This is a genomic window from Specibacter sp. NPDC078709 (genome assembly GCF_040686795.1).
GTDB lineage: Bacteria > Actinomycetota > Actinomycetes > Actinomycetales > Micrococcaceae > Specibacter.
In genome coordinates, this window is the sequence record NZ_JBFBLU010000015.1 from 1 (window position 1) to 24683 (window position 24683).

At 61.2% G+C, this 24683-nt stretch carries 21 protein-coding genes; 13 read left to right on the forward strand and 8 right to left on the reverse strand.

What is annotated here, in order from left to right; translation table 11 throughout:
• The first annotated feature begins 444 nt into the window (after positions 1 to 444).
• From AB0P14_RS17325 to xerD, 10 genes are all read left to right on the forward strand, one after another.
• Positions 445 to 933, forward strand: coding sequence for a hypothetical protein (locus AB0P14_RS17325; protein ID WP_363845207.1), 489 nt, complete (start codon positions 445 to 447; stop codon positions 931 to 933).
• A 105-nt stretch (positions 934 to 1038) separates the two neighbouring features.
• Complete coding sequence (locus AB0P14_RS17330; protein WP_363845210.1) at positions 1039 to 3204, forward strand: hypothetical protein; 2166 nt, start codon at positions 1039 to 1041, stop codon at positions 3202 to 3204.
• Positions 3194 to 4204, forward strand: a complete 1011-nt coding sequence (locus AB0P14_RS17335; RefSeq protein WP_363845212.1) for an HAD-IIA family hydrolase — start codon at positions 3194 to 3196, stop codon at positions 4202 to 4204. Before AB0P14_RS17330 ends, AB0P14_RS17335 begins: the two co-directional genes overlap by 11 nt.
• Positions 4201 to 4428, forward strand: coding sequence for a hypothetical protein (locus tag AB0P14_RS17340; protein WP_363845215.1), 228 nt, complete (start codon positions 4201 to 4203; stop codon positions 4426 to 4428). Before AB0P14_RS17335 ends, AB0P14_RS17340 begins: the two co-directional genes overlap by 4 nt.
• A complete protein-coding gene (locus AB0P14_RS17345) occupies positions 4425 to 5231 on the forward strand; it encodes a TlyA family RNA methyltransferase (RefSeq protein ID WP_363845218.1) in 807 nt (268 codons plus the stop codon). Before AB0P14_RS17340 ends, AB0P14_RS17345 begins: the two co-directional genes overlap by 4 nt.
• A 74-nt stretch (positions 5232 to 5305) precedes the next feature.
• Complete coding sequence (locus tag AB0P14_RS17350; protein WP_363845221.1) at positions 5306 to 6376, forward strand: NAD kinase; 1071 nt, start codon at positions 5306 to 5308, stop codon at positions 6374 to 6376.
• 3 nt (positions 6377 to 6379) lie between these two features.
• Entirely contained in the window at positions 6380 to 8107 is a 1728-nt protein-coding gene (gene recN / locus AB0P14_RS17355; protein WP_363845224.1) for a DNA repair protein RecN, read from the forward strand.
• 60 nt (positions 8108 to 8167) lie between these two features.
• Positions 8168 to 9874 carry a CTP synthase gene (locus AB0P14_RS17360; protein WP_363845227.1) on the forward strand — a complete coding sequence of 569 codons (1707 nt, stop codon included), beginning with the start codon at positions 8168 to 8170 and terminating at the stop codon, positions 9872 to 9874.
• A gap of 45 nt (positions 9875 to 9919) precedes the next feature.
• Entirely contained in the window at positions 9920 to 10549 is a 630-nt protein-coding gene (locus AB0P14_RS17365) for an NUDIX hydrolase (RefSeq protein WP_363845302.1), read from the forward strand.
• On the forward strand, positions 10546 to 11526 hold the full coding sequence (xerD, locus tag AB0P14_RS17370; RefSeq protein ID WP_363845230.1) for a site-specific tyrosine recombinase XerD: 981 nt from the start codon (positions 10546 to 10548) through the stop codon (positions 11524 to 11526). The genes AB0P14_RS17365 and xerD overlap by 4 nt, the downstream gene beginning before the upstream one ends.
• A 133-nt stretch (positions 11527 to 11659) precedes the next feature.
• Here the strand turns inward: xerD and xdhC are convergent, their stop codons facing one another.
• From xdhC to AB0P14_RS17385, 3 genes are read right to left on the reverse strand one after another with little or no spacing between them, the layout of a single operon-like run.
• A complete protein-coding gene (gene xdhC, locus AB0P14_RS17375) occupies positions 11660 to 12460 on the reverse strand; it encodes a xanthine dehydrogenase accessory protein XdhC (protein ID WP_363845233.1) in 801 nt (266 codons plus the stop codon).
• Between the two features lie 2 nt (positions 12461 to 12462).
• A complete protein-coding gene (gene xdhB / locus AB0P14_RS17380) occupies positions 12463 to 14829 on the reverse strand; it encodes a xanthine dehydrogenase molybdopterin binding subunit (protein WP_363845236.1) in 2367 nt (788 codons plus the stop codon).
• On the reverse strand, positions 14826 to 16325 hold the full coding sequence (locus AB0P14_RS17385; protein ID WP_363845239.1) for an FAD binding domain-containing protein: 1500 nt from the start codon (positions 16323 to 16325) through the stop codon (positions 14826 to 14828). The genes xdhB and AB0P14_RS17385 overlap by 4 nt, the downstream gene beginning before the upstream one ends.
• Before the next feature lie 327 nt (positions 16326 to 16652).
• On the opposite strand from AB0P14_RS17385, the gene AB0P14_RS17390 reads away from it, so the two are divergent.
• Positions 16653 to 17153 carry a nucleoside deaminase gene (locus AB0P14_RS17390; RefSeq protein ID WP_363845242.1) on the forward strand — a complete coding sequence of 167 codons (501 nt, stop codon included), beginning with the start codon at positions 16653 to 16655 and terminating at the stop codon, positions 17151 to 17153.
• A gap of 48 nt (positions 17154 to 17201) precedes the next feature.
• Positions 17202 to 17732 (forward strand): 8-oxo-dGTP diphosphatase, encoded by a 531-nt coding sequence (locus AB0P14_RS17395; RefSeq protein ID WP_363845245.1) that lies wholly within the window; start codon positions 17202 to 17204, stop codon positions 17730 to 17732.
• A 28-nt stretch (positions 17733 to 17760) separates the two neighbouring features.
• Here AB0P14_RS17395 and AB0P14_RS17400 read toward each other — a convergent pair whose 3' ends face one another.
• The 5 genes from AB0P14_RS17400 to AB0P14_RS17420 form a co-directional block, all read right to left on the reverse strand.
• Complete coding sequence (locus AB0P14_RS17400; RefSeq protein ID WP_363845248.1) at positions 17761 to 18090, reverse strand: cupin domain-containing protein; 330 nt, start codon at positions 18088 to 18090, stop codon at positions 17761 to 17763.
• Between the two features lie 138 nt (positions 18091 to 18228).
• Positions 18229 to 19368: a bifunctional 2-methylcitrate synthase/citrate synthase gene (locus AB0P14_RS17405; protein WP_363845251.1), complete on the reverse strand. Its 1140-nt coding sequence runs from the start codon at positions 19366 to 19368 to the stop codon at positions 18229 to 18231.
• 33 nt (positions 19369 to 19401) lie between these two features.
• Entirely contained in the window at positions 19402 to 20331 is a 930-nt protein-coding gene (prpB, locus tag AB0P14_RS17410) for a methylisocitrate lyase (RefSeq protein ID WP_363845254.1), read from the reverse strand.
• 1 nt (position 20332) lies between these two features.
• Positions 20333 to 21853, reverse strand: a complete 1521-nt coding sequence (locus AB0P14_RS17415; protein WP_363845257.1) for an MmgE/PrpD family protein — start codon at positions 21851 to 21853, stop codon at positions 20333 to 20335.
• A 54-nt stretch (positions 21854 to 21907) separates the two neighbouring features.
• Positions 21908 to 22543, reverse strand: a complete 636-nt coding sequence (locus AB0P14_RS17420; RefSeq protein ID WP_363845261.1) for a GntR family transcriptional regulator — start codon at positions 22541 to 22543, stop codon at positions 21908 to 21910.
• Positions 22544 to 22755: 212 nt separating this feature from the next.
• Here AB0P14_RS17420 and AB0P14_RS17425 point away from each other — a divergent pair, with 212 nt between their 5' ends.
• Positions 22756 to 24654, forward strand: a complete 1899-nt coding sequence (locus tag AB0P14_RS17425) for an AMP-binding protein (protein ID WP_363845264.1) — start codon at positions 22756 to 22758, stop codon at positions 24652 to 24654.
• Positions 24655 to 24683: the final 29 nt, after the last annotated feature.

Here is a 24683-nt window from a genome sequence, read left to right on the forward strand (position 1 = left end):
GATGTGGGAGAGTAGGACACCGCCGGACAACACGTAAAAAAGGGTCGAGGCCCCGCACCACACAAGGTGCGGGGCCTCCCCACATTAACACCCAAAAACAGTGATGGCCACCCCTACCAGGGTGGCCACACTCGTTTAAAGACACGTGTAGCCGGCCGGATTTTGGGATCGGTCGCGGAAGAACTGATTGAAGAATTTGAGTTCTTTGCCTGTGGAGTTGTCCAAGGGCTTTGCTATCGCTTTTCCCCACAAACTGACCTGTTAAAACTATTAGTCCTGCATGATACTTATGAGAAAACTCTCCACATGACGTTTGTGGCGTGGGTGCCCAATGGGCACTCGGATGAGCCTGACGCCACAATGACCGGCTATCGGCCAGGCGTTGTCGGATTTCCTGCAAGCAAGGGGCATGTCCTTAAGGTACTTGAAGAGTAGGGTGGCCTGATGCATAACCTTTTTTCCCACACCCATGAGCCGGACTACATTTCTCCGCGCGATGCCGAGCAGTTTGAACAGTCAGTTGTTGTTGACGTGCCTGACATGCAGGCATTCGACGGTTTCGCAGACTCTATTCACCTTTGGTGGCCGGTAGCGGAACAGAGCGTTTTTGGTGATGGCAGCCATGTGGCGCTTCTGTCCGATCATCTAGTCGAAGAATCAGAAGACGACGAAGAAGTCCTCTGGGCTGACATTGTGGAATTGAAGGCACCGACGCTGATCAGTTTCCATTGGACCCTTGGTGAGGAAACACTGGGATCTCATGACGTCGACGTGAAGTTTGAAGCTGTGCATGACACGATGACGCGTGTAACGATCAGTTGGGAGCAAACACCAGACCGGCACAGTGATTCAGGCAACGTCTTTGTTTGTGATTGGTCACTCATCTTGTCCAGATACGCGAGATTCATGGGTGGAGCCGTTCAGCTCGACTAGACTAGAGGATGGACCAATGGGTTCATGGATTTTTTCGAACAACATCAATAGTGAAGAGCGGCTGTTACTGTGCCAGTTAGTGCGCTCGAAGGTTTAGGAGTCGGCATGGCTGAGCAGTACGAAGGTAAGCGCGAGGACAACTCTCGCGGTAATGACAACAAGGGGACAGGCGGCCGTCCTTACTCTGAGCGTCCCGCTACGAACGACCGCCAACCTGCGCGTCCCTACAATGAGCGCGGTGGCCAGAGCGGACGTCCCTATGGTGACCGTCCTGCCCGTAGCAACGACCGTCCGTCATACGGTGATCGTGATAACCGTGGTGGCCAGGCTGACCGTCCTGCCCGTAGCAATGACCGTCCTTCCTACGGTGACCGCGATAACCGGGGTGCTGACCGTCCTATGGTCAACGGACGCCGCGAAGACCGCAAGCCGTTTGGTGATCGTGATAACCGTGGTGGCCAGGGTGGCCGTCCCACTGGTGACCGCGATTCACGTCCCTCGTACGGTAACCGTGACGATCGTCCCGCCCGCAGCAACGACCGCCCGTCCTACGGTGACCGCGATAACCGCGGTGGCCAGGGTGGCCGCCCATACGGTGACCGCCCGGCTCGTCCCGCTGGTGACCGTGACTCACGCCCGTCGTACGGTAACCGTGACGACCGTCCGGCCCGCAGCAACGACCGCCCGTCCTATGGTGACCGCGATAACCGCGGTGGCCAGGGTGGCCGCCCATACGGTGACCGCCCGGCTCGTCCCGCTGGCGACCGTGACTCACGCCCGTCCTACGGTAACCGTGACGACCGTCCGGCACGCAGCAACGACCGCCCCTCATACGGTGACCGTCCGGCTCGTCCCGCTGGCGACCGTGACTCACGCCCGTCCTACGGTAACCGTGACGACCGTCCGGCCCGCAGCAACGACCGCCCGTCCTATGGTGACCGCGATAACCGCGGTGGCCAGGGTGGCCGCCCGTACGGTGACCGCCCCGCCCGTCCCGCCGGTGACCGTGACTCACGCCCGTCCTACGGCAACCGTGACGACCGTCCCGCACGCAGCAACGACCGCCCGTCCTACGGTGACCGCGATAACCGCGGTGGCCAGGGTGGCCGCCCGTACGGTGACCGCCCGGCTCGTCCTGCCGGTGACCGCCCCGCCCGTCCCGCAGGCGACCGTGACTCACGCCCGTCCTACGGAAACCGTGACGACCGTCCCGCACGCAGCAACGACCGCCCCTCCTACGGTGACCGCGAAAACCGCGGCCCCCGCGTCGCTCCGGAGCGCAATGCATCAGATCTGCGCAGCTCCAACCGCCCAGATCGCGACCGTTCACCGCACATTGATGCTGATGTGACCGGTGAAGAGCTGGACAAGGTAACTCGCGCCCAGCTGCGCATCCTGGATTCCCGCAACAACGAATGGGTTTCCAAGCACCTGGTCATGGCCGGTCGTTTGATTGACTTCGTTCCTGAACTGGCCTTCGAGCACGCCCTTGCAGCAAGCCGTCGCGGTGGCCGTTTGGCTTGTGTCCGTGAAGCTGTTGCCATGACTGCGTATGCAGCTGGCAAGTACGGCGAAGCGCTGCGCGAACTGCGCACCTTCCGCCGTATCAGTGGCTCCAACGTTCACCTGCCGCTCATGGCAGATTGCGAACGCGGTTTGGGCCGTCCCGACCGTGCCATTGACTTGATCAAGTCAGAGGACGCAGAAACCTTGGACACTGCCGGCAAGGTGGAACTGGCCATTGTGGAGTCCGGTGCTCGCGGCGACCTCGGTGAGATGGAGGCGGCCCTGTCTGCTCTGGAAATCCCGCAGTTGGACTTGAACCGCGCCTTCTCCTTCAGCCCCCGACTGTTCCGTGCCTATGCCATGGTGCTGCGCGCAGCTGGTCGCAAGGACGAAGCTAAGACGTGGGAGCGTCAGGCACTCGTAGCCGAAGAAGCACTCGGCATCGACGAAGGATTCGACCAGATCATCATGGATCTCGGCGACGATGAGGAAATCCCGCTGGATTCCCCACGTCCTCGCGTCCGTGTTGCTGACGTCATGGCACCGGCCACCCCGCCCGTCATGGACGACGCCGCTAAGGCAGAGAGCGCAGAACTGACCGACGGCGAAGCTGACGTTGAGCAGCAGGATGAGCCGAATGTGGATGACGCTGAGTCCTCCTACTTCGAATCCGACGATGCTGAGTCAGACGCCGATAGTGCAGAGGAAGACGAATTCAACGCCGCCGAAGGCGAGGATTCCGACGAGCGCAGCAGTGAGCGCTAATATCTTGCTGACTGCATATGATGCGGTGCTGGCGGATCTGGACGGCGTAGTTTATGCCGGTCCAGCCGCCATCCCCGGCGCTATTGACGCTCTGAACGGCCTTGCCGCGATGAACGTCAAGCTGGCGTACGTGACGAATAATGCGTCACGTACGCCAGCGCAGGTCGCGGCACATTTGCGCGAATTGGGTGCCCCTGCCGACGATGATCAAGTGGTCAGTTCCGCTCAGGCTGGTGCCGCTCTCTTGGCTCAGAAGTTCCCTGCCGGTTCCAAGGTGCTTGTCACTGGGAGCACTGCGCTCGCTCAGGAAGTACAAGCCCTGGGCATGCAAGTTGTTGGCAGCGCCGACGATGCTCCTGACGTGGTGATCCAAGGATTTGATCCGACCCTCGGCTGGGCAGATCTCGCTGAGGCGACGTTCGCTATCAAGGGTGGAGCCGCCTGGATTGCCACTAACACCGACATGACGATTCCCCGTGATCGCGGTATTGCGCCCGGAAATGGGACCCTCGTCGCGGCGGTGCGTGCCGCCGTCGGATTTGACCCAATGGTTGCTGGCAAGCCTGAAGCGCCCCTGTTCCACACCGCCGCCAACCGTTTGGGCAGCCAAGCGCCGCTGGTGGTGGGGGACCGGCTGGACACCGATATTCTCGGCGGCAATAACGCCCATATGGCCACCGCGCTGGTCCTGACCGGCGTTGACTCTTGCGAGTCGGCGCTGCGGGCACGTACCGTCGAACGCCCGCAGTTCATCATCGCGGATCTGGGCGGTCTTTATGCCCCCTATCCCGAGCTGACGTTCGACGCCGGATCCGTCACCTGCGGCGGAGCTACTGCCTGCGTCGTGGCAGATGTAGAGGGCATCCGGTCCGTGCAGATCAACGGCACTGCCGAGGACCTTGACGCCTGGCGTGCCGCCTGCGCAGCATGGTGGTTGGCTGTTCCGGAAACCACAGTAAGCACCGATCCGCTCTTGCAGTGGTCCTCGGAGCTGCCATGAGCGCGTCCGAGCCCACCGGCGATGCCGCAGTTGATTCGCTAGTCGCGTTGGCTGGCGAAACTGCTCAGCTGCCAGTTGGCGAGCACAAGGCCTTGTACTCGCGCGTCATCGAAGGCCTGGAACGTGAACTTGATGCCGATCCCGCGGCTGCTGTGAACGCAGCAGCCGCGGCGGTCGGCACCGCCGGAAACCCCAACGCACCCCAGAATCCGGTGAGTTCATGACCCGTCTTGATCAAGAATTAGTAAACCGTGGGCTGGCCCGCTCGCGCACCGTTGCAGCCACCCTCATCAAAGCTGGCCGCGTCAGCGTTGGCGGCGTTCCGGCACTAAAATCGGCCCTCGCCGTGGATGCCGAATCCGCGCTCGAGGTCATGCCTGGCACGGAAGAAGACTACGTCTCCCGCGCCGGACACAAACTCGCTGGCGCGCTGAAGCATTTCCCCGAGGTGTCCGTGGCCGGCAAACGCTGCCTGGACGCTGGCGCATCCACGGGCGGCTTCACGGACGTGCTGCTGCGCAAGGGTGCCGCATCCGTGGTTGCCGTGGATGTGGGGCACGGGCAATTGGTTGAGGCGCTGCGCAACGATCCTCGCGTGGCCGTCCACGAAGGCCTGAACATCCGCTACATGATGCCCGATGACATTGGTGGACCCGCGGACCTCACCGTCTGCGATCTGTCCTTCATTTCGCTCACCCTCGTCATGGCGCCGCTGACACTGTCCACGAAGGTGGGCGGGCAACTGGTGCTCATGGTCAAGCCGCAATTCGAGGTGGGCAAGGACCGTCTGGCCCGCACCGGTGTGGTCAGCAGTGAGAATGAACGACGCCGGGCAGTGGCCCTGGTTGCCTCCGCTGCGGTAGCAAGTGGGCTACTTTTGGAGGGTCTCGGGGTGAGCCCGTTGCCGGGCCAAGACGGAAACGTTGAGTATTTTCTGTTGGCCAGCCGCCTAGCGTCGGTGCCTGCACCTATGATCGAAGAACAGGACAGTTCTGTGGAACAGTTGTTATCGCAGCTCTGGCCCTGAGCCTGCCTCAGCCGTCTTGGCCTGAGCAGAACAGACATAAGCGGCACAGCTAGACGATGATGAGGAATAAGCACATGACACGGCGCGTCTTGATTCTGGCCCACACCGGCCGTGAAGAGTCGATGCTTGCAGCCCTTGAAGCGTGCGTAGAGCTTCATGCAAACAACATCATCCCTGTTATGTACGCCGAGGAACTCGCCGACATGACAGGGTATCTGGGCGTTTCCAGCGTCAACATGGAGATCCTGGACCGAGACGTCACCCTAGCCGACATTGAACTTGTCATGGTGCTGGGCGGTGACGGCACCATTTTGCGAGCCGCCGAGATTGTCCGAGAGTACGATGTTCCCCTGCTTGGAGTGAACCTGGGCCACGTGGGCTTCCTAGCCGAGAGTGAACGCGAGGAGCTCATCCAAACCGTTTCCGCTGTTGTCCAGCGCCGGTATGTAGTGGAAGAGCGCATGTGCCTGGACGTCATAGTCAGAGTCGCGGGCAAAGTAGTCGCGCACACCTGGGCGCTGAACGAGGTTGCCCTGGAAAAAGGAAACCGCGAACGCATGATTGAAGTGGTCACCGAAGTCGATGGCCGTCCGCTGACCTCCTACGGGTGCGATGGCGTGGTCATGGCCACCCCCACGGGCTCCACGGCCTATGCTTTCTCTGCCGGGGGACCGGTGGTGTGGCCCGGGGTGGAAGCGCTATTGATGGTGCCCATCAGTGCCCACGCACTCTTCGCTAAGCCCTTGGTTGTTGCGCCCACCTCCACCCTCGCTGTGGAGGTATTGACACGCAACGGGGCCCACGGGGTCATTTGGTGCGATGGCCGGCGCACTGTGGAATTGCTGCCCGGTGCCCGCATCGAGGTCACCCGCTCACCCAAGCCGGTCAAGCTGGCCAGGACCCAACAGTCCACCTTTTCCGAACGTCTGGTGCGCAAATTTGAACTCCCCGTGCAGGGCTGGCGCGGTCCTTCCGAGGAAGAATCACCAACGCCCACCACCCAGTTGCCCATCATCAAGCCGCCCAAGCCCAAGTGGCCCCTGGAAGGGCCGCCCGCGGGTCAGATTCCCCAGGTTCCCGACCTGACCATTCCGCACCAGGAAAGCAGCTATTCGGGCACCACGGGATTCTATGGGCAGGACTAAAGCATGATTGAAGAAATTCGTATCCGAGACCTGGGCGTCATCTCTGAATCCGTTCTTCCGCTAGGCCCCGGGCTGAGCGTTGTCAGCGGCGAAACCGGTGCCGGAAAGACCATGGTGGTGACCGCCGTCGGACTTTTGCTGGGTAACCGGGCAGACGCCGGGGCTGTGCGCAACGGCGCCAAGACTGCCTCCGCGGAAGCCACCGTGACCTTGCCAACCGGGCATCCTGTGTTGTTGCGGGCCCTGGAAGCTGGCGCCGAGATTGACGAGTTCGACGGCGGTGCGCAACTCATTCTGGCCCGCACAGTCAACGCCGACGGGCGTAGCCGTGCCCATGTGGGCGGTCGCAGCGCACCCATCGGCGTGCTCAACGAGATCGGCGATGCTCTCGTGGCCGTGCATGGGCAATCGGATCAGATCCGTTTGAAAAACCCGTCGGCCCAACGTGTGGCTCTGGATAAGTTCGCGGCCGAGGCCAACAAAGGATTTGCGGCCAAGATGCGCAGCTACAAGGGCGTGTTCGAGCGTTGGCGAGCCATCCAGAGCGAGTTGCAGGAGTTGCGCTCGGCCAGCCGGGAGCGACTGCGGGAAGCCGAATCGTTGACCACGGCGCTGGCGGAGATTGACGCCGTCGAACCTCTCGCAGCGGAAGATGAGCTTCTCAAAGCCCAAGCCGTCAAACTGGGCAATGTGGAAGAGCTGCGTAAGGCTACGCTTGGTGCCCATGAGGCCCTGAGCGCTGCCGACTACGGTGATGGTTTGGACGCCGTAACGCTCGTGGACAATGCCAAACGGCTCGTGGAGGCTGTGGCTGACAGTGATGAGGAACTGGCCCAAACCACCAAACGGCTCTCCGAAGTTGGCTATCTACTGGCCGATATTGCCAGGGATCTGGCCAGCTACGCCACCTCCCTTGACACCGAGGGGCCCGGACGGCTGGCCGAGGTGGAAGACCGGCGCGGGGAACTGGCTGTCTTGGTCCGTAAATATGCCCCGAGCATTGATGAAGTCATCGAATGGGCCGACGCCGCACGGGTGCGCTTGAGCGAATTGAGTGATGACTCCGGCCGGATCGAGTCCCTCGAAGCCGAAGAAGTATCGGCCGTGGCTGAGCTCGGGACTTTGGCGGGGGAGGTCACCGCACTGCGGCGCAAGGCAGCCGAGAAGCTCGCCAAAGCCGTCAGCGCCGAGCTGAAGGCTTTGGCCATGCCCGACGCCAGACTGGTCATTGAGATCTCCGCTACCGAGCGCAGCATCCATGGTGAGGATGACATTGCCTTCTTACTGGCCCCCCACGCCGGAGCCCTGCCGCGCCCCCTAGGTAAGGGAGCCTCCGGTGGTGAGCTCTCCCGCGTGATGCTGGCGCTGGAAGTGGTGCTGGCAGCAGTGGACCCCGTGCCCACCTTTGTCTTTGACGAGGTTGACTCCGGGGTGGGTGGCAAGGCGGCTGTGGAAATTGGCCGCAGGCTCGCCATGCTGGCCGAACATGTCCAGGTTTTGGTTGTCACACACCTGCCGCAAGTGGCAGCGTTTGCCGACCAACATATTCTGGTCACCAAGAGTTCTGTGAGCAAAAACTCAACAGGAATTACCACCAGCAATGTCCGGCTTTTGGACTACGAGGAGCGGGTGGTGGAATTGGCCCGAATGCTTGCTGGACAGGAGGATTCAGCCACCGCGCAGGCCCACGCCAAGGAGCTTTTAGCTCAGGGTGCGCGGGTAGCAGGGTAGAAACAAGGGGTGGTCGCGCAGAAAATGTGTGCCGTTCGCGAACGTATATTGGCTCATTAGATGATAGGCTCGAATTCCGTGGTGCAACGATCAAATTCCCGGTTCAGTGGTCAGTCCAAGACGACCAAACACATCTTCGTCACTGGCGGAGTCGCGTCCTCGCTCGGCAAAGGGCTGACGGCTTCAAGCCTCGGTCATCTGCTGCGTGCACGTGGCCTGTCGGTCACAATGCAGAAACTCGATCCCTATCTCAATGTGGATCCAGGCACAATGAATCCCTTCCAGCACGGTGAAGTCTTCGTCACGGACGATGGCGCCGAAACTGACTTGGACATTGGCCATTACGAGCGCTTCCTCGATGAAAACTTGGAAGGATCTGCCAACGTCACAACTGGCCAGGTTTACTCCACCGTCATCGCGAAGGAACGCCGCGGCGAGTACTTGGGCGATACCGTCCAGGTCATCCCGCACATCACCGATGAAATCAAGCGGCGCATGCGCCTGCCTGCTGAGGGCTCCAACCCTCCCGATGTCATCATCACCGAAATCGGTGGCACGGTAGGCGACATCGAATCCCAGCCGTTCATGGAATCAGCACGCCAGGTACGTCAGGACGTGGGCCGCAACAATGTGTTCTTCGCACACGTTTCCTTGGTTCCTTACATTGGTCCTTCTCACGAGCTGAAGACCAAGCCCACACAGCACTCCGTTGCTGCGCTGCGCTCCTTGGGTATTCAGCCCGACGCGCTCATCTTGCGTTCGGACCGGGTTCTGCCCGAGGCCATGCATGTCAAGATTGGCCGTGCCTGCGACGTTGATGTGGAAGCCGTCATCGGTTGCCCCGATGCTCCCAGCATTTACGACATCCCCAAGACCCTCCACTCACAGGGCCTGGATTCCTACATTGTGCGGGCTCTGGGCCTGTCCTTCAAGGATGTTGACTGGACCAAGTGGGACAAGCTCCTTGAGGTTGTGCACAACCCGGCTCACCACGTTGAAGTTGCCTTGGTAGGCAAGTACATCGACCTGCCGGATGCTTACCTCTCCGTCACTGAAGCCCTGCGCGCCGGCGGTTTCGCCAACGCCGCACGTGTGAAGATCCGCTGGGTCCCGTCGGATGACTGCGCTACGGAAGCTGGCGCCAAGAAGGCCTTGGCTGACGTTGACGCCATCTGCGTTCCAGGTGGCTTCGGTATCCGTGGACTCGAAGGCAAATTGGGTGCCTTGAAGTTTGCCCGCGAAAACCAGATCCCCACACTGGGACTGTGCCTTGGCTTGCAGACCATGGTCATCGAGTACGCCCGTAACGTGGTTGGTTTGGAAGGCGCATCCTCCTCGGAGTTTGACGACAACCCCACCTACCCCGTTATTGCCACGATGGAAGAGCAGCAGGACATTGTGGACGGCAAGGGCGATCTTGGCGGCACCATGCGTTTGGGCCTCTACCCGGCCGTGCTCACGGAAGGCTCCGTTGTTGCAACAACGTACGGAACCACTGACGTCTCCGAACGTCACCGCCACCGCTACGAAGTCAACAACAAGTACCGCGATCAGATCGCAGCTGCAGGGTTGGTGTTCTCCGGAACGTCTCCCGATGGCAAGCTTGTTGAATTTGTGGAGCTGCCAGCGGACGTTCACCCGTACTACGTCTCCACCCAGGCCCACCCTGAACTGAGCTCGCGCCCCACCCGGCCGCACGCCCTGTTCGCTGGCCTGATTGCTGCCGCTTTGGTCCGTCAGAACGCCACCCGGTTGCTGGAGGTCTAAGTGTCAACCTTTGGTACACCGTCAACGGGGCAGGACTCCGGAACTTTGGCGGACACGTTTAGCCAACGCACCTTGCAGTCCTCCTCGACGGTGTACCAAGGGCGTATCTGGGACATTGTCTCCGATACCTTCAGCCTCACTCCTGAGGCTAAGCCGATCACCCGCGACTATATGGCCCATCCCGGGGCTGTGGCCGTGGTGGTGCTCAACGAGGAAAACCAGGTGCTGCTGCTGAATCAGTATCGGCATCCAGTGCAAATGGTCCTCTGGGAAGTCCCTGCCGGACTGCTTGACATAGAGGGCGAGAACTTTGTTGTTGGCGCTGCTCGCGAACTTGCCGAAGAAGCGGACCTGGTAGCAGCCCAATGGCATGTGCTCACCGACTACTTCACCAGCCCAGGATCATCCAGCGAGGCCATCAGAATTTACCTGGCCCGCGGACTTTCCATGGTTCCTGAGGATGAGCGCCACGTGCGCACCGACGAAGAAGCCGAAATCACCTTCGCTTGGGTCGACCTTGCCGAAGCTGCCGATGCTGTCTTGAGCGGCCGCATCCATAACCCGTCCGCCGTCGTCGGTATTTTGGCGGCAGCACAGGCTTCCCTCAGCGGCTTCAGTCAGCTGCGCGATGCCAACGCCCCGTGGCCGGAACATCCGGCTCAGCGCGGGCAGTGACCCCACCTGCACCGCCCGAACCGCTGCCTCCAGCAGCTCCGAGTGCGGTGGACCGGCACATTCTGGACTATTTGCTGCACGTCAGTGTGGAGCGTGGCTTGGCGCCTAATACCCTCCAAGCTTACGAACGGGATCTGCGGCGCTATGGCAGTTTTCTGGCCTCCGCCGGGATCACTGAAGTGGAGCAGATCACCCGCCACCACATCAGCGAATTCTCGCAGGGCCTCTCTGACGGTGCCGATGGGGGATCGGCCCTAGGGCTTCGCTCGGTAGCCCGTACGGTGGTTTCGGTGCGCGGTCTGCACAAATTCTGGGCGCTTGAAGGCATCAGTAATGCTGACCCTGCCGCCGATATTCACCCGCCACAAGCTGGCCAGCGGTTGCCGAAAGCGATTAGTGTTCACGATGTCACACGGATCTTAGAAGCTGCCGGTTCGGAGACTCCTGCCGGGTTGCGGGACGCAGCCATGCTGGAATTCTTGTACTCCACCGGAGCGCGCATCAGCGAGGTTGTGGGCTTGGACGTGGATGATCTAGTGCTGCCATCCGAATCCGACGACGGTCCCTCCTTGGTGCGTCTCTTCGGCAAGGGTTCCAAGGAACGGATCGTGCCGATCGGCTCGTACGCGCTGCGGGCTTTGGAAGCCTACTTGGTGCGGGGGAGGCCCTCATTGGTCGTCAAAGGCAAAGGCACTCCAGCCCTCTTCCTGAACACCCGAGGCGGACGCATCAGCCGCCAAAGCGTGTGGACCATTCTGAAAACTGTGGCAGAGAAGGCCAACGTGGATGTTGAGGTTTCACCCCACACACTGCGCCATTCATTTGCCACCCACCTGTTAGAAGGTGGGGCCGATGTACGTGTGGTCCAGGAACTGCTGGGACATGCCTCGGTGACAACCACCCAGGTCTACACACTGGTCACGGCCGAGGCGCTGCGTGAAGTGTACGCTGCAGCGCACCCCCGCGCCTTGGGGTAATCCCGGTGAGTTGCGAGCCGACCATGCTGGACGGGTAACTGAAGCGACAGTGCCTTGCCGAGTGAAGCTTCCCCGTGAAATTGCCGTCATGGATACTCATGCGCGGCTGATAACTGGTGGCCGGGGGGCACGTTCAGCACTGGAGCGACTCCCACTGGATGGTCAGATCCGCGGCAACGGCGATGGCAATGCTCGCCGGATCCTTGCCGGTGATGGAGGACAGGCCGATGGGACTGGTAATTCGGCCGATCTGCTCTTCACTGTGACCTTCTTCGCGCAGCTTTTTGTAAAATCGCTGCCATTTGCTGTGGGAGCCGATCAGCCCAATGTAGGACGGCTGGGACCGTAGCGCAGCCTCGCACAGAATCAGGTCCTCCGCATGATCATGCGTGAGCACAAGAATGAAGGCCCCCTGCGGAAGGTCATCCAGGACTAGCTCTGGGGCCGGCGCGTGATGAACGCTCACCGCGGCCTGGCCTGCAAACAAAGGCCGCATCCGTTCCGGGGTGACCGCGTCCGGGCGGGAATCGGTAAGCACCAGGTTTACGGGACGTCTGGCCATAATGTGCGCGACCTCGTAGCCCACGTGGCCCATGCCGAAGATGGCCACGGTCCGCCTTGCAACAAGTACCTCCAAGAGGACACTGACCTCTCCGCCGCAGCATTGCACCCCATGGTGGGTGGCGACCTTCTCGTTAAGGGCAAAGGTCATCAGCTCCGTGGTTCCCTGCCCAGAGGAAATGAGTTCCCTCGCACGGTCAATCACCTCCGCCTCAAGGTTCCCGCCACCCACCGTTCCCCACGAGTCCTGAACGGAAATAACCATCTTGGCCCCGGTCTCACGGGGTGAATGACCTCGAATCTGGGCCACGGTAGCCAGAACAGCAGTTTCCTGTTGTTCTCGCAGTAGCGCAGCTGCCTCCAGCCAGTCCACGGCTACGGCTCCACTATTGCGGATATGCGAGCAGCTGTGGCAGCTTCGTGGGATTCTTGGACGGCCCAGAAAACCGCTTCCGGTGTTGCCGGGGATGCCAGCGTGACGCTGTGCCCCTTCGGGCCAAAGGCAGCAACGGCGGCACGGAGAGCTTCACGCACACTGAAGGCCAGCATGAAGGGTGGCTCCCCAACGGCTTTAGACCCATACACGGCGCCCTCCTCCTGGGCGTGCTCCAGCAAGTGGACGTTAAATATTTCCGGCATCTCCGAGAAGCTCGGCAGCTTGTACGTACTGGCCGACTGTGTCAGGAGCCGGCCCCGAGTTGGGCCGGTGCCTTCGTCCCAACGGAGATCTTCCAACGTCAACCAACCCGCGCCTTGGACGTAGCCACCTTCAATTTGGCCAATATCAACAATGGGGGAGAGGGAATCCCCAGCGTCGTGGACAATATCTACCCGGCGTTGGGTATAGGTGCCGGTGAAACCATCCACTTCCACCTCGGCCACGGCGGCACCACAAGCAAAGTACTTGAAGGGCTCACCCTGCATGGTTTCAGCGTTCCAGTGCAGTCCTTCGGTCCGATAAAAGCCGGCAGCCCACAACTGGACCCGCTGCAGGTACGCGACACTCACCACCTCGGAGAATGGGAAGGACTTGTTCTTGACGCCCAGCGCGGTCACCGTGCCGTGAGAAATTCGGACATCGTGAGCTGAGGCGCCCAGCATGCCACCGGCCACCACGGAGAGTCGCTCCACGATCTGTTCGCAGGCGTTTTTCACTGCACCACCATTGAGGTCTGAACCCGAACTGGCCGCGGTGGCCGAGGTGTTGGGCACCTTGTCTGTGCGGGTGGGTGCAAGGCGGACCGAGTCCAGCGGGACGCCCAGCGCCGTGGCGGCCACCTGCAGCATCTTTGTGTGCAGGCCCTGGCCCATCTCCGTGCCACCGTGGTTGATGAGGACCGAGCCGTCCTTGTAGACGTGCACCAAGGCGCCCGCCTGATTGAACGCCACAAAGTTGAAGGAGATGCCAAACTTCACAGGCGTGATGGACAGGCCGCGTTTTTGATCGGTGTGGGAGGTATTGAACGCGTCAATCTCGTTGCGTCGCGTGGCGAAGTCACTACGTTCGAGTACCTGATCCCATACGGTAGCGATCCGCTTGGCGTGACGTACAGGCATGCCGTACGGAGTGCTTTGACCCTCTCGGTAGAAGTTTTTCCGGCGCAACTGTTCAGGTGCTAGACCAAGTAGCGGGGCGCTGCGGCCAAGAATGTCCTCGATCAGCAGCATCCCTTGTGGTCCGCCAAAGCCGCGGAAGGCCGTTTGAGAAGTCTTGTTGGTCCGGGCCACACGGCCTTGCACATCCACATTGGGGATGAAATAGGCGTTGTCCACGTGACAGAGCGCGCGGGCCAGCACGGCCTCGGACAAGTCCAAACACCAGCCACCATCCGAGGTGAGCTGGGCCTTTAGGGCCAGCAACATTCCGTCCTCGGCGAAGCCCGCTTCCCAGGTGGTGTGGAATCCGTGCCGTTTGCCGGTCATGGTCATATCCAGAGTGCGGTTTAGACGCACCCGGACGGGGCGGCCAGTGAGAAGAGTACCCAGGGCAGCAATTGCCGCAAATCCATGGGATTGCATTTCCTTGCCGCCAAAGCCGCCACCCATGCGCAGACTCTGCACAGTGACCTCGTGGTGGGGACGGTTCAGCACATGCGCCAGAATTTCCTGTGTTTCCGAGGGGTGCTGAGTGCTGCTTTGCACGAAAAGTTGGCCACCCTCGTCCACGGTGGCCAACGCCGCCTGTGTCTCCAAGTAAAAGTGCTCTTGACCGGAAAACTCGGTAACACCGGTGAACACTCTGTGCGCTGTGGCAAGAGCAGCCTGAGCATCACCGCGGCTAACGGTTTTGGGTGTTCCCTGGAAGGAGCCGGCGGCGATGGCATCGCGCACCGAGACAAGGGAGGGCAGTACCTCATAGTCAACTGCGACGGCTCCGGCCGCGGCCCGTGCGGTGTGCTGGTCCTCCGCCAGTACCCAAGCCACGGCATGGCCGTGGAACATGGCCTCGGACGGAAAGAGCGGTTCATCGCCCCTGCCACCGCAGTCATTGATGCCCGGGACATCCGCGCCCGTCAGGACACGGACCACGCCAGGAATGGCGAGTGCTGCAGCGGTGTCAACGGTGCGAACCCTCGCATGTGGGTGGGGTGACTGTACGGGCCAAGCCGTGAGTACCTCCGGGGTGCGGGCGGCAATATCGTCGGTATAGAGGGCTTGGCCGGTGACATGCAGCCGAGCACTTTCATGGGGTACCGGCTGGCCTACGATGGGGTCGCTGGGGCGGTGCGAAAGTGCACTCATGATGAGACCTCCGGTGCGGCACTGTTCTGTGCATACAGTTTCATCAAGGCGCCGGAGAGCATGAGGGAACGGTAGCGCGAGCCGGCCCGGTGATCGTCCATGGGCGTTCCTTCACGCTCGAGTGTTGCTGAGGCATGCCGGATAGTTTCGCGATTCCACGGCTGACCGGTGAGCAAGGACTCCGTGGCATGAGCTCGTAAGGGGATGGCGGCCACGCCACCCAATCCAATCTTGGCGCTCGTGATGATGCCCCCATCGAGGTGGAGACTGAACGCGACGGCAACGCTGGAAATGTCATCGAAACGGCGTTTGGCGATTTTGTGAAAAGCCGTGACATTGGAATAGGGAAGCGGGATGCGAACCGACTTGATGAGTTCATCTGCTCGCTTGAGCGTGGCACGGTAGCCGGTGAAGTATTCCGCCAAAGGAAGGACCCGCTCGCCCATGGCGGAGACGAGAACGATCTGGGCCTCCAAGGCAAGCAAGGCAGGTGGGCTATCGCCGATGGGGGAGCCAGTGCCAAGGTTTCCGCCAAGGGTTGCCCTGTTGCGAATCAATCTGGAGGCGAACTGGGGGATGAGCTGCGCAAGTAGGGGCACCCGATCACCAAGCACGGCTGCAATCTCTGACAACGGTACGGCGGCGCCAATCTCAATCTCTGTGTCGTCACTGTGGATGACGTTCAGTTCGGGGATGCTCTCGATGGCTATGACCAGTGGTGCTCGCCTGGCCCGGATGGTGACCTCCACGCCCCAGTCAGTGCTTCCGGCGAGAAGCACGGCGCCGGGGTTCTCGGCCAGTAGGGCCACGGCCTGAGGCAGGGTTGTGGCCCGGATGAAGATTCCGTCGTCCCGCTCGAGAAACGTGGGCCGAAATTCTGGTGCGCTGGTGAGTCGACGGCGTGAGAAGGGGTCGTCGTCGGCCATAGGCAGCGAAAAGGCGGCATCGCGGATGGGACGGTAGCCGGTGCAACGGCACAAATTACCGCTGAGGGCATGGAGGTCGAAGCCGTTCGGGCCGGTTTCGGGATGGGCGCCCTCCGACTCGCCCGGGGACGTTGCGTCAGGGGGCGGTTGGCGGTCGAGCCGGTAGAACTCCGCGGCCATGCTGCACACAAACCCTGGGGTGCAGTAACCGCATTGGGAACCACCCGCTGCCGCCATGGCCGCTTGGACCGGATGCAGCTTCTCCGGCGTGCCCAGACCTTCGGCTGTTACCAGTTCAGCTCCGTCGAGCGCAGCCATGGGAATCAGGCAGGACGTGAGAGCCGCCCAGCGTGCTCCGCCGGCACGATCCGTTTGGGCCACCAGAATGGCACAAGCACCACATTCCCCTTCGGCGCAACCCTCCTTGGCGCCCGTGAGCCCATTGGCGCGCAGCCACTCCAGGGCGGTGGTGTGCGCGGGGACTTGGCCAAAATGCCGCACGGTACCGTTGGCGGTGAACGCCGGCTCCGTGTCCACCAGGGGGTCGGGTAAGGGGCCGAGGTTGCTCATGGTGATGCTCCAACTTCATTGTCGTCGCAGGCAAAATGGTGCAGAAAACAGTTCTTCTAACATCGAGCGTACATGCCGCGCCGGCCTCTGGACCGGAGTCAACCCCTCCGTGCGTAGATTCCGTGATTCTGCGCGGCAATAGTGGGGCCGTTCACGCGCAACTTGGTCAGTGGACACGGGGTTGTTAGTCTCAAGTTAAGCGGGCGCAACAGTCCCTTGGCGCCCGCCTGGGCACACGAAATATTCGGCAGGCGCATCATGGCCGGAGCAGTTATGGTCCGGTTCCCCTGCGCACTCTGCATACTCGGCATAGAAGGAGCAGCCCTCATGGAAGCATCGCAAGGCCCCGATCAGTCTGTGGCAGAAGGGTATTTGGCCAGAGCCGTAAAGCTGGCCTCAGACAATGTGCTCAACAATGGTGGTCCCTTTGGCGCCATTGTGGTAACGGCCGACGGGAAGGAGTTTGCGGGCCTGAACCGGGTCACCGCCGCCTTGGATCCCACCGCCCACGCCGAAGTGACAGCAATTCGCAATGCTTGCCAGGGTGTGGGCAGCTTTGATTTGTTTGGAGCAACGCTGTACACCAGTTGTGAGCCCTGCCCCATGTGCTTGGCGTCCGCGTTGTGGGCGCGGATCGGCCGCGTGTACTTCGCCGCGGATCGTCACGATGCCGCAGCTGCCGGCTTTGATGATGCGCTCTTCTACGACTACTTCGACGCCGGAAATGACGGTGCCCTGATGCCGGTGGCGCAGGCACGCCCCAGCACCGGCAGCGCCGTAGATCCGTTTGATCAGTGGCGAAACAATGCAAACCGGACAGACTATTAGAACCGGCTTGTAGAACCGGCTTGTAAGAGTGAGCGCTAGGCTGGATTCATGATTGCCGCCGATGTAACCCTGTGTTTCCTGCTCCGTGATACGAGCGGAATTGACGGCAGAGCCGGTGAAGAAGTCCTGCTGGGACTGAAAAAGACGGGTGTGGGTGCCGGCAAAGTCGTGGGGATTGGCGGGCACGTGGAACCGGGCGAGAGCATTGTTGCGGCCATCTGCCGCGAAGTGGCTGAGGAAACCTCCATCACCATTCAGGCGCTGGATTTGGTTCCCGCGGGAACCGTGGAATTCGTGTTTCCGGCCAAACCGGCCTGGGATATGTTCACCACAGTGTTCCTCTGCCGAACGTTCGACGGCGTGCCGCAAGAAAGCAGCGAAATTGCCCCGCAATGGTATCCGGTAGGGGAACTGCCGCATGCCCAGATGTGGGCAGACGCGATTCACTGGCTGCCAGCATTCCTCACAGGTGGGCGCGGCCACTGGCACGTTGTCCTGAACGATGACAACGAAACCGTGGCTTCCAGCGTGCACACCCCGTCGAGTGGACCCATCCCGGAAGATCGACTCGGCAGCTAGCAGCCCCGCTGTAGCTGTGGTGGTAGAGCTAGGGTTTGACCACTGTCAGTAAGAAGGTCGAGTCCACCAGCGCCTCCACGGAATGGCGGGCCTGAGGCACCACCAAATGATCGCCCGGAGAGCCCTCCCATGAAACCTCGGCAGCCTTCAAGACGATGCGGCCGCTGAGAACCTGCACGGTGGCTTCACCGGGATTGTCATGCTCATCCAGCAGGCTTCCCTCGGTGAGAGCAACAACGGTTTGTCGCAGCACACGTTCGTGACCGCCGTACACTGTTCTGGCTCCACGGCCACTGGATTTTGACTTGGCGGAAACCATAAGTTCCCGGGCTAGCGCTGTCAGAGATGATTTTTCCACGATGCTCCGTATCCAATGCATAGGCACAACTTTGGAACTGCTTTCCTTCACAGTACCCGTACAACAAAGCCGCCGCCCATCTCCACAGAGGGAGGTGGGCGGCGGCGCCGTAGTATTCGCAAAGACCAAGCTCGAGCGTTAGCTCACGTGGCGTTCGTCAACTCCGTTGTAGGCGCTCAACGGGCGGATCAGCGAGTTGGCGGCGCGTTGTTCCATGATGTGCGCCGTCCAACCGGTGATGCGGGCGGCGATGAAGATGGGCGTGAACATATCCGTGTCAAAGCCCATCAGGTGGTACGTGGGCCCGGCCGGGTAATCGAGGTTCGGCTTGATGGCCTTCGCCTCATCCATGGCCTGCTCGAGACCGTCGTACAGGCCCAACATTTCGGGACGATCAAAGTGCTCGATCATCTTATCCAACGCGCCCTTCATGGTGGGAACGCGTGAGTCACCGTGCTTGTACACGCGGTGGCCAAAGCCCATGACCTTCTTCTTCTGCGCCAGGGCGTCTTCCATCCAGGCCTTGGCGCGGCTGGCGGCTTCCTCGCGAGTCTCATCGCTGCGGATGCCGATCTCATCAAAGGTGTGCATGACGGCCTCGTTGGCGCCGCCGTGCAGCGGGCCCTTCAGCGCGCCAATGGCACCCGTGACTGCCGAATGCAGATCCGAGAGCGTTGAGGTGATGACACGAGCCGTGAACGTGGAGGCATTGAAGGAGTGCTCCGCGTACAACACCATGGAGACGCGGAATGCATCCACGACTTCCGGGGCTGCTTCTTCACCAAAGGTCATCCACAGGAAATTGGCCGAGTAGGGCAGATCGGCGCGGGGTTCCACCAACTCCAAACCACGACGGCGGCGCTGATCGTAAGCGACCACTGCCGGGAACTGCGCGAAGAGCGATTTTGCCTTGGCCAATTCCGATTCGGGGGAGGAATCCTCGGCCAGCGGATGAGCCGCGCCCAGAACCGAGACGGCGGTGCGGCCCACATCCATGGGGTGGCAATCCAATGGCAAGAGGTCAATGGCAGCTTTCACGCGTGTATCGAGGGCGCGGTTTGCGCGCTCGAACGCTTCAAAATCAGCCAGTTCCGCTGGGGTGGGCAGTTCCCCTGTCCAGAGCAGCAGGGCTACTTCTTCAAAGGACTTGCTGGCGGCCAACTCCTGGACCGGATACCCGCGATACAACAGTGAGTTGGACTCGGGATTGACCTTTGAAACAGCCGTGTAATCGGCAACGACGCCGGCCAGACCTTTGCGTACTTCTTCTTCACTCACAGTGAGCACTCCTTCTTCAAACGACGTTGTTGATTAGAGATTCGCGTTGTTGGTGGCAATGTCCAGGCTGGGAATCTGAAAATTGAAGATACCCGTATCAAACTGGTTGTACGCCTCATAGTCAACCAGATCGTAGAGCCTGGCGCGCGTGAGCATCTCCGGAACGGCAGCTTCCTGCGTGCCATCAGCTGCAATGGCCTCCAACACGCGCTCGGCCGCACCCATCGCACTGCGTAACAAGGTCACCGGGTAGATGATCATGGCCACGCCAGCGGCGGCCAAGGCATCACGGGTGAAGAGCTCGCTCTTGCCGAACTCTGTCATATTCGCCAAGACGGGGACATCGACGGCCTTGCACACGGCTTCAAATTCGGCCACGGACTTCATGGCTTCGGGGAAGATCGCGTCAGCTCCGGCGTCGACCAGGGCCTTGGCCCGGTCAATGGCGGCAGCCAAGCCCTCTACTGCGCGGATGTCGGTGCGGGCCATGATCAAGAAGTTCGGATCGCGGCGGGCATCGGCTGCGGCAGCAATCCGCTTGACAGCCGTGTCCAGATCCACCATGTTCTTGCCATCCAAGTGGCCGCAACGCTTCGGGTTGAACTGGTCCTCAATGTGGCAACCGGCCAGCCCCGCGTTTTCCAGTTCCTGGATGGTGCGGGCCACGTTCATGGGCTCACCAAAACCAGTGTCGGCATCGATCAGGCACGGCAGGTCCGTCATGCGGGCAATCTGTCCGCCGCGCGTGGCCACCTCGGTCAGCGTGGTCATGCCAATGTCCGGCAAGCCCAGATCGTTGGCGAGCACCGCGCCGGAGATGTACACGCCGTCGAACTTCTTTTCCTCAATGAGGCGGGCCGAGAGCGGGTTGAAGGCTCCCGGGAACTGGACGGCCGCGCCCGGGACCAGCATGGCGCGCAGGTCCCGGCGCTTTTCCTCAGCGGTCTTCTTGGAGTACAACATGTTAGAAGAGTCCCTTGGGTGCGGCTGCCAGATCCACGACGCCGGGAGCTGCAGTGATGTTGAGCTGGTCCAGTTCCCCTGCGGCCAAGTTGGGTAGATTCTCTGCTGCCGCGATGAAGCGGTCAATCTCTTCTTCCGTGACCAGGCCGGTGGCCAGGGTGCGGAACTTGTTGATGTACTGCTCGCGGGCGAACGGCCGGGCGCCGAGCGGGTGAGCGTCAGCCACGGCGATGGAGTCCTCAATGACGGTGCCGTCGGTCAGCGTGATGACCACCGTGCCACCGAAGGCCTTCTCGGCAATATCCAGGGAGTGGTAGCGGCGCGTCCACTCGGCGTCTTCTTCCGTGGTCACCTTGTGCCACAGCTCGACAGTGTCGGGGCGCCCGGCACGCTCGGGGGAGTAGGAGTCAACATGGTGCCACGCGCCATCCTGCAGGGCCACCGTGAAGATGTACGGGATGGAGTGGTCAAGGGTTTCTCGTGATGCGGTGGGATCGTACTTCTGCGGATCGTTGGCGCCGGAGCCAATCACGTAGTGCGTGTGGTGGCTGGTCTTGATGAGCACGCTGGCTACATTGGCCGGGTCGGTGGCCTCGGGGTGTTCGCCGTGCAGCTTGCGGGCCAGGTCAATCCACGCCTGTGCCTGGTACTCGGCGGAGTGTTCCTTGGTGTACGTGTCCATGATGGCGCGCTTGGCTTCGCCGGCGGCGGGCAGCGGCACTGTGTACTGGGCATCGGCGCCGTCGAGCATCCAGGCGATGACACCGTCTTCGCCCTCATAGATCGGGACCGGTGAGGTCTGGCCGCGCATGGCACGGTCGGCGGCCTCAACGGCCATCTTGCCGGCGAACGCGGGGGCGTGTGCCTTCCAGGTGGAGATCTCGCCCTTGCGGGACTGGCGCGTGGCAGTGGTGGTGTGCAAGCCCTGGCCCACGGCTTGGAAGATGGTCTCTACTTCAAGGTTCAGCAAGGTGCCGATGCCAGCGGCGGCGGACGGGCCCAGATGGGCAACATGGTCAATCTTGTGCTTGTGCAGGCAGATGGCCTTGACCAGGTCAACCTGGATTTCGTAGCCGGTGGCGATGCCGCGAACCAGATCCGCGCCGGAGGCGCCGGTGTGCTGGGCGACGGCGAGGATCGGGGGAATGTTATCGCCCGGGTGGGAGTACTCGGCTGCCAGGAAGGTGTCGTGGTAGTCCAGTTCGCGGACGGCAACGCCGTTGGCCCAGGCCGCCCACTCAGGGGAGACCTTCTCGGTGATGCCGAAGACGGAGGCGCCAGCGCCACCGGTGGACGGTGCGTGGGTCAGTGCCTGGGCGCGGGCCGCAACAATGGGGCCACGGTTCAGGGAGGCGATGGCAACGGAGGCGTTGTCGATGACACGGTTGATGATCATGTCTGTGACCTCGGCCGTCACGGCTACGGGATCGGCAGCCACGGTGGCGATCTTGTGGGCCAGCTGGTCCTCGCGGGCCAGGTTCTCTTCGCTCTTGTAAACGCGGACGTTGTGATCAATTGTCATGGTGTTCCTTTCGCAGGGTGTTTCAAAAAGTACTTCTAGAGAAGGGGGAAAGATTTAGGAGGTGGTACTCAGTAGATGACGCAGGCTGTTATCCAGGTGAACCGTGGTGGCGGCACTGGCGACTATGGGGTTGCGGTTGGCGATGGCGAGGGCAATTGCGGCGTGTTCCCTCGCCGCATCGCGCAGCCTAGCCGGGTTGTCCTTGCCCAATCGCCGCACCCGGACCAGATGGACCCGCAGATTCTTCAGCGCCTGGGTGAGGTAGTGATTTCCGACGGCGGCATCCACCGCCGCGTCCAAGTCGCCTGCCAGCTGGTAATAGTCAGCGCGTGAGGGATCATCTGCGGTGATAAGTTCTCCCGCATTGGTCAGTTGCTGATGGAGAGTGCGGAAGATTTCCGGTTCGCAGCGATCGGCCGCTAGTTCGGCCGCCCGGCATTCCAGAGCTGTGCGGAGTTCGAATAGCTCATCGAGATGGTCTAGTGAGATTGCGCTGACCACCACACCGCGCCCACTTTGTGGTTCAGTCAGGCCCTCGGCGGTGAGTTTGGCCAGTGCTTCACGAATAGGGGTGCGGGATACGCCCAAGCGTGCGGAGAGTTCCACCTCGCCCAACACGGTCCCGGGGGCTAAACGCCATTCGATGATGTCGGCGCGCAGCGCCACATAAGCGCGTTCGCTAGCTCGCATGGTCTCTCCCTCCAATAGCTCAAGTTAGTCATCAAATAGCTGTGGCTTACAGAACACAATACCTGTTCTGTGTATACAAGCAACAGCATTATTGGGTTATTTGGGTAAATTTCTGCCGAAGAATTCAAATAATGTATACATTGGTGGTTGTCAGGGCGCAAAGTTGAGCGGTAACATGACTCACATCACATCAACGTGGATGGAGCAACACCATGGCATTGAACGCCGTTAGCTATAAAGACGAATACCTGCGCAGTATCAACGATCCCGAAGGGTTTTGGCTCGGGGCAGCCACCGCTGTGGATTGGGTTGTTGCGCCTAAGCAGGCACACAATGGAGAGCAGTCTCCACGTGGCCGCTGGTTTGCCGACGGTGAACTCAACACTTGCTACAACGCACTGGATAGGCACGTCGCGGCTGGGCGCGGCGATCAGCCTGCCCTCATCCACGATTCCGCCATGCAAGGAATGCAGCGTGTCTACAGCTACGCGGAGCTCACCGATCAGGTGGCCCGCTTCGCCGGGGTGCTCCGAGCTCAGGGTGTGGGCAAGGGCGACCGAGTCCTGATCTATATGCCCATGATTCCCGAGGCTGCCATCGCCATGCTGGCCACCGCCCGGCTGGGCGCCATCCACTCGGTGGTGTTTGGTGGATTTGCCGCCAGCGAACTGGCCGTGCGTGTTCAAGATGCTGCGCCCACGGTTGTTGTCTCCACCTCGGGCGGCTTGGAGCCCAACCGACTGGTGGAGTACCTGCCTACAGTTCAGGAGGCGTTGACCAAGGCCGGCGTCCCGCAGCTGCCCGTGATCATCAAGCACCGGGACGGTTTTGCCGGCGATCCAGCTGCCCTTGGCCTGAATGCCGTGGATTGGGATGCTGCGCTCGCAGACGCGCAGCCCGCAGCACCCGTGCCGGTGAAGGCGAGCGACCCGCTCTACATCCTCTACACATCGGGCACCACGGGGGCACCCAAGGGGGTGGTGCGGGATAACGGTGGGCACGCCGTCGCACTTCTGTGGACCATGAAAAATCACTACAACATTGCTCAGGGAGATGTCTGGTGGACAGCCTCCGACGTTGGCTGGGTGGTGGGGCATTCCTACATTGTGTACGGGCCGCTGCTGGCCGGGGCAACCACCGTGATGTACGAGGGCAAGCCCGTGGGCACCCCCGATGCCGGCGCGTTCTGGCGCGTCATTGAGCAGCACAAGGTCAAGGCGCTGTTCACCGCCCCCACCGCGCTGCGGGCCATTCGCAAGATGGATCCGGAGGCAGAACTGCTGAAGAAGTACGACGTCGGCAGCCTGGAAACGCTGTTTACCGCGGGCGAGCGGCTGGATACCGATACCTATCATTGGGCTGGCAAGGTGCTCGGGGTACCTGTGGTGGATCACTGGTGGCAGACCGAAACCGGCTGGGCCATTGTGGGTAATCCTCGGGGGCTGGAACCCCTGCCGCTCAAGGCTGGCTCGCCTACTGTGCCGATGCCGGGCTTTGATTTGCGGATCGTGGATGGGATGGGAGTGGACGTGGCTGTGGGGGAGGAGGGCAATATTGTGCTGGGGCTGCCGCTGCCACCTGGCACCCTGCCTACGCTGTGGAATGACGATCAGCGCTTCATCGATTCCTACTTGAGCGCGTTTGAGGGCTTTTACGTCACGGGCGATTCCGGGTACCAGGATGAGGACGGCTACGTCTTTGTCATGGGCCGTACTGACGATGTCATCAACGTTGCCGGCCACCGGCTCTCCACCGGTGCCATTGAACAGGTCATCGGCACGCATCCGGCCGTGGCGGAATGCGCCGTCATTGGTATTGCCGACGTCCTCAAGGGGCAAAAGGCTGTGGGTTATGTGGTCCTGAAATCAGGGGTGACATTGCTCCCAGAAGACTTGCAGAAGGAACTGGTTGCGCTGGTGCGACGCGAAATTGGACCTGTTGCCGATTTCAAGTCCGCCGTGGTGGTGGATGCGCTGCCCAAGACCCGCTCCGGAAAAATCCTGCGCAAGACCATGCGGCAAATTGCCGACGGCGAAGCTTACGTGGTGCCCTCAACCATTGAGGACTCCTCGGTGATCGATGCGCTCATGCCGGTGCTGCGCCCCAGCTAAGGCTTCTTGCAGGGAACGCAAAAGCTCCG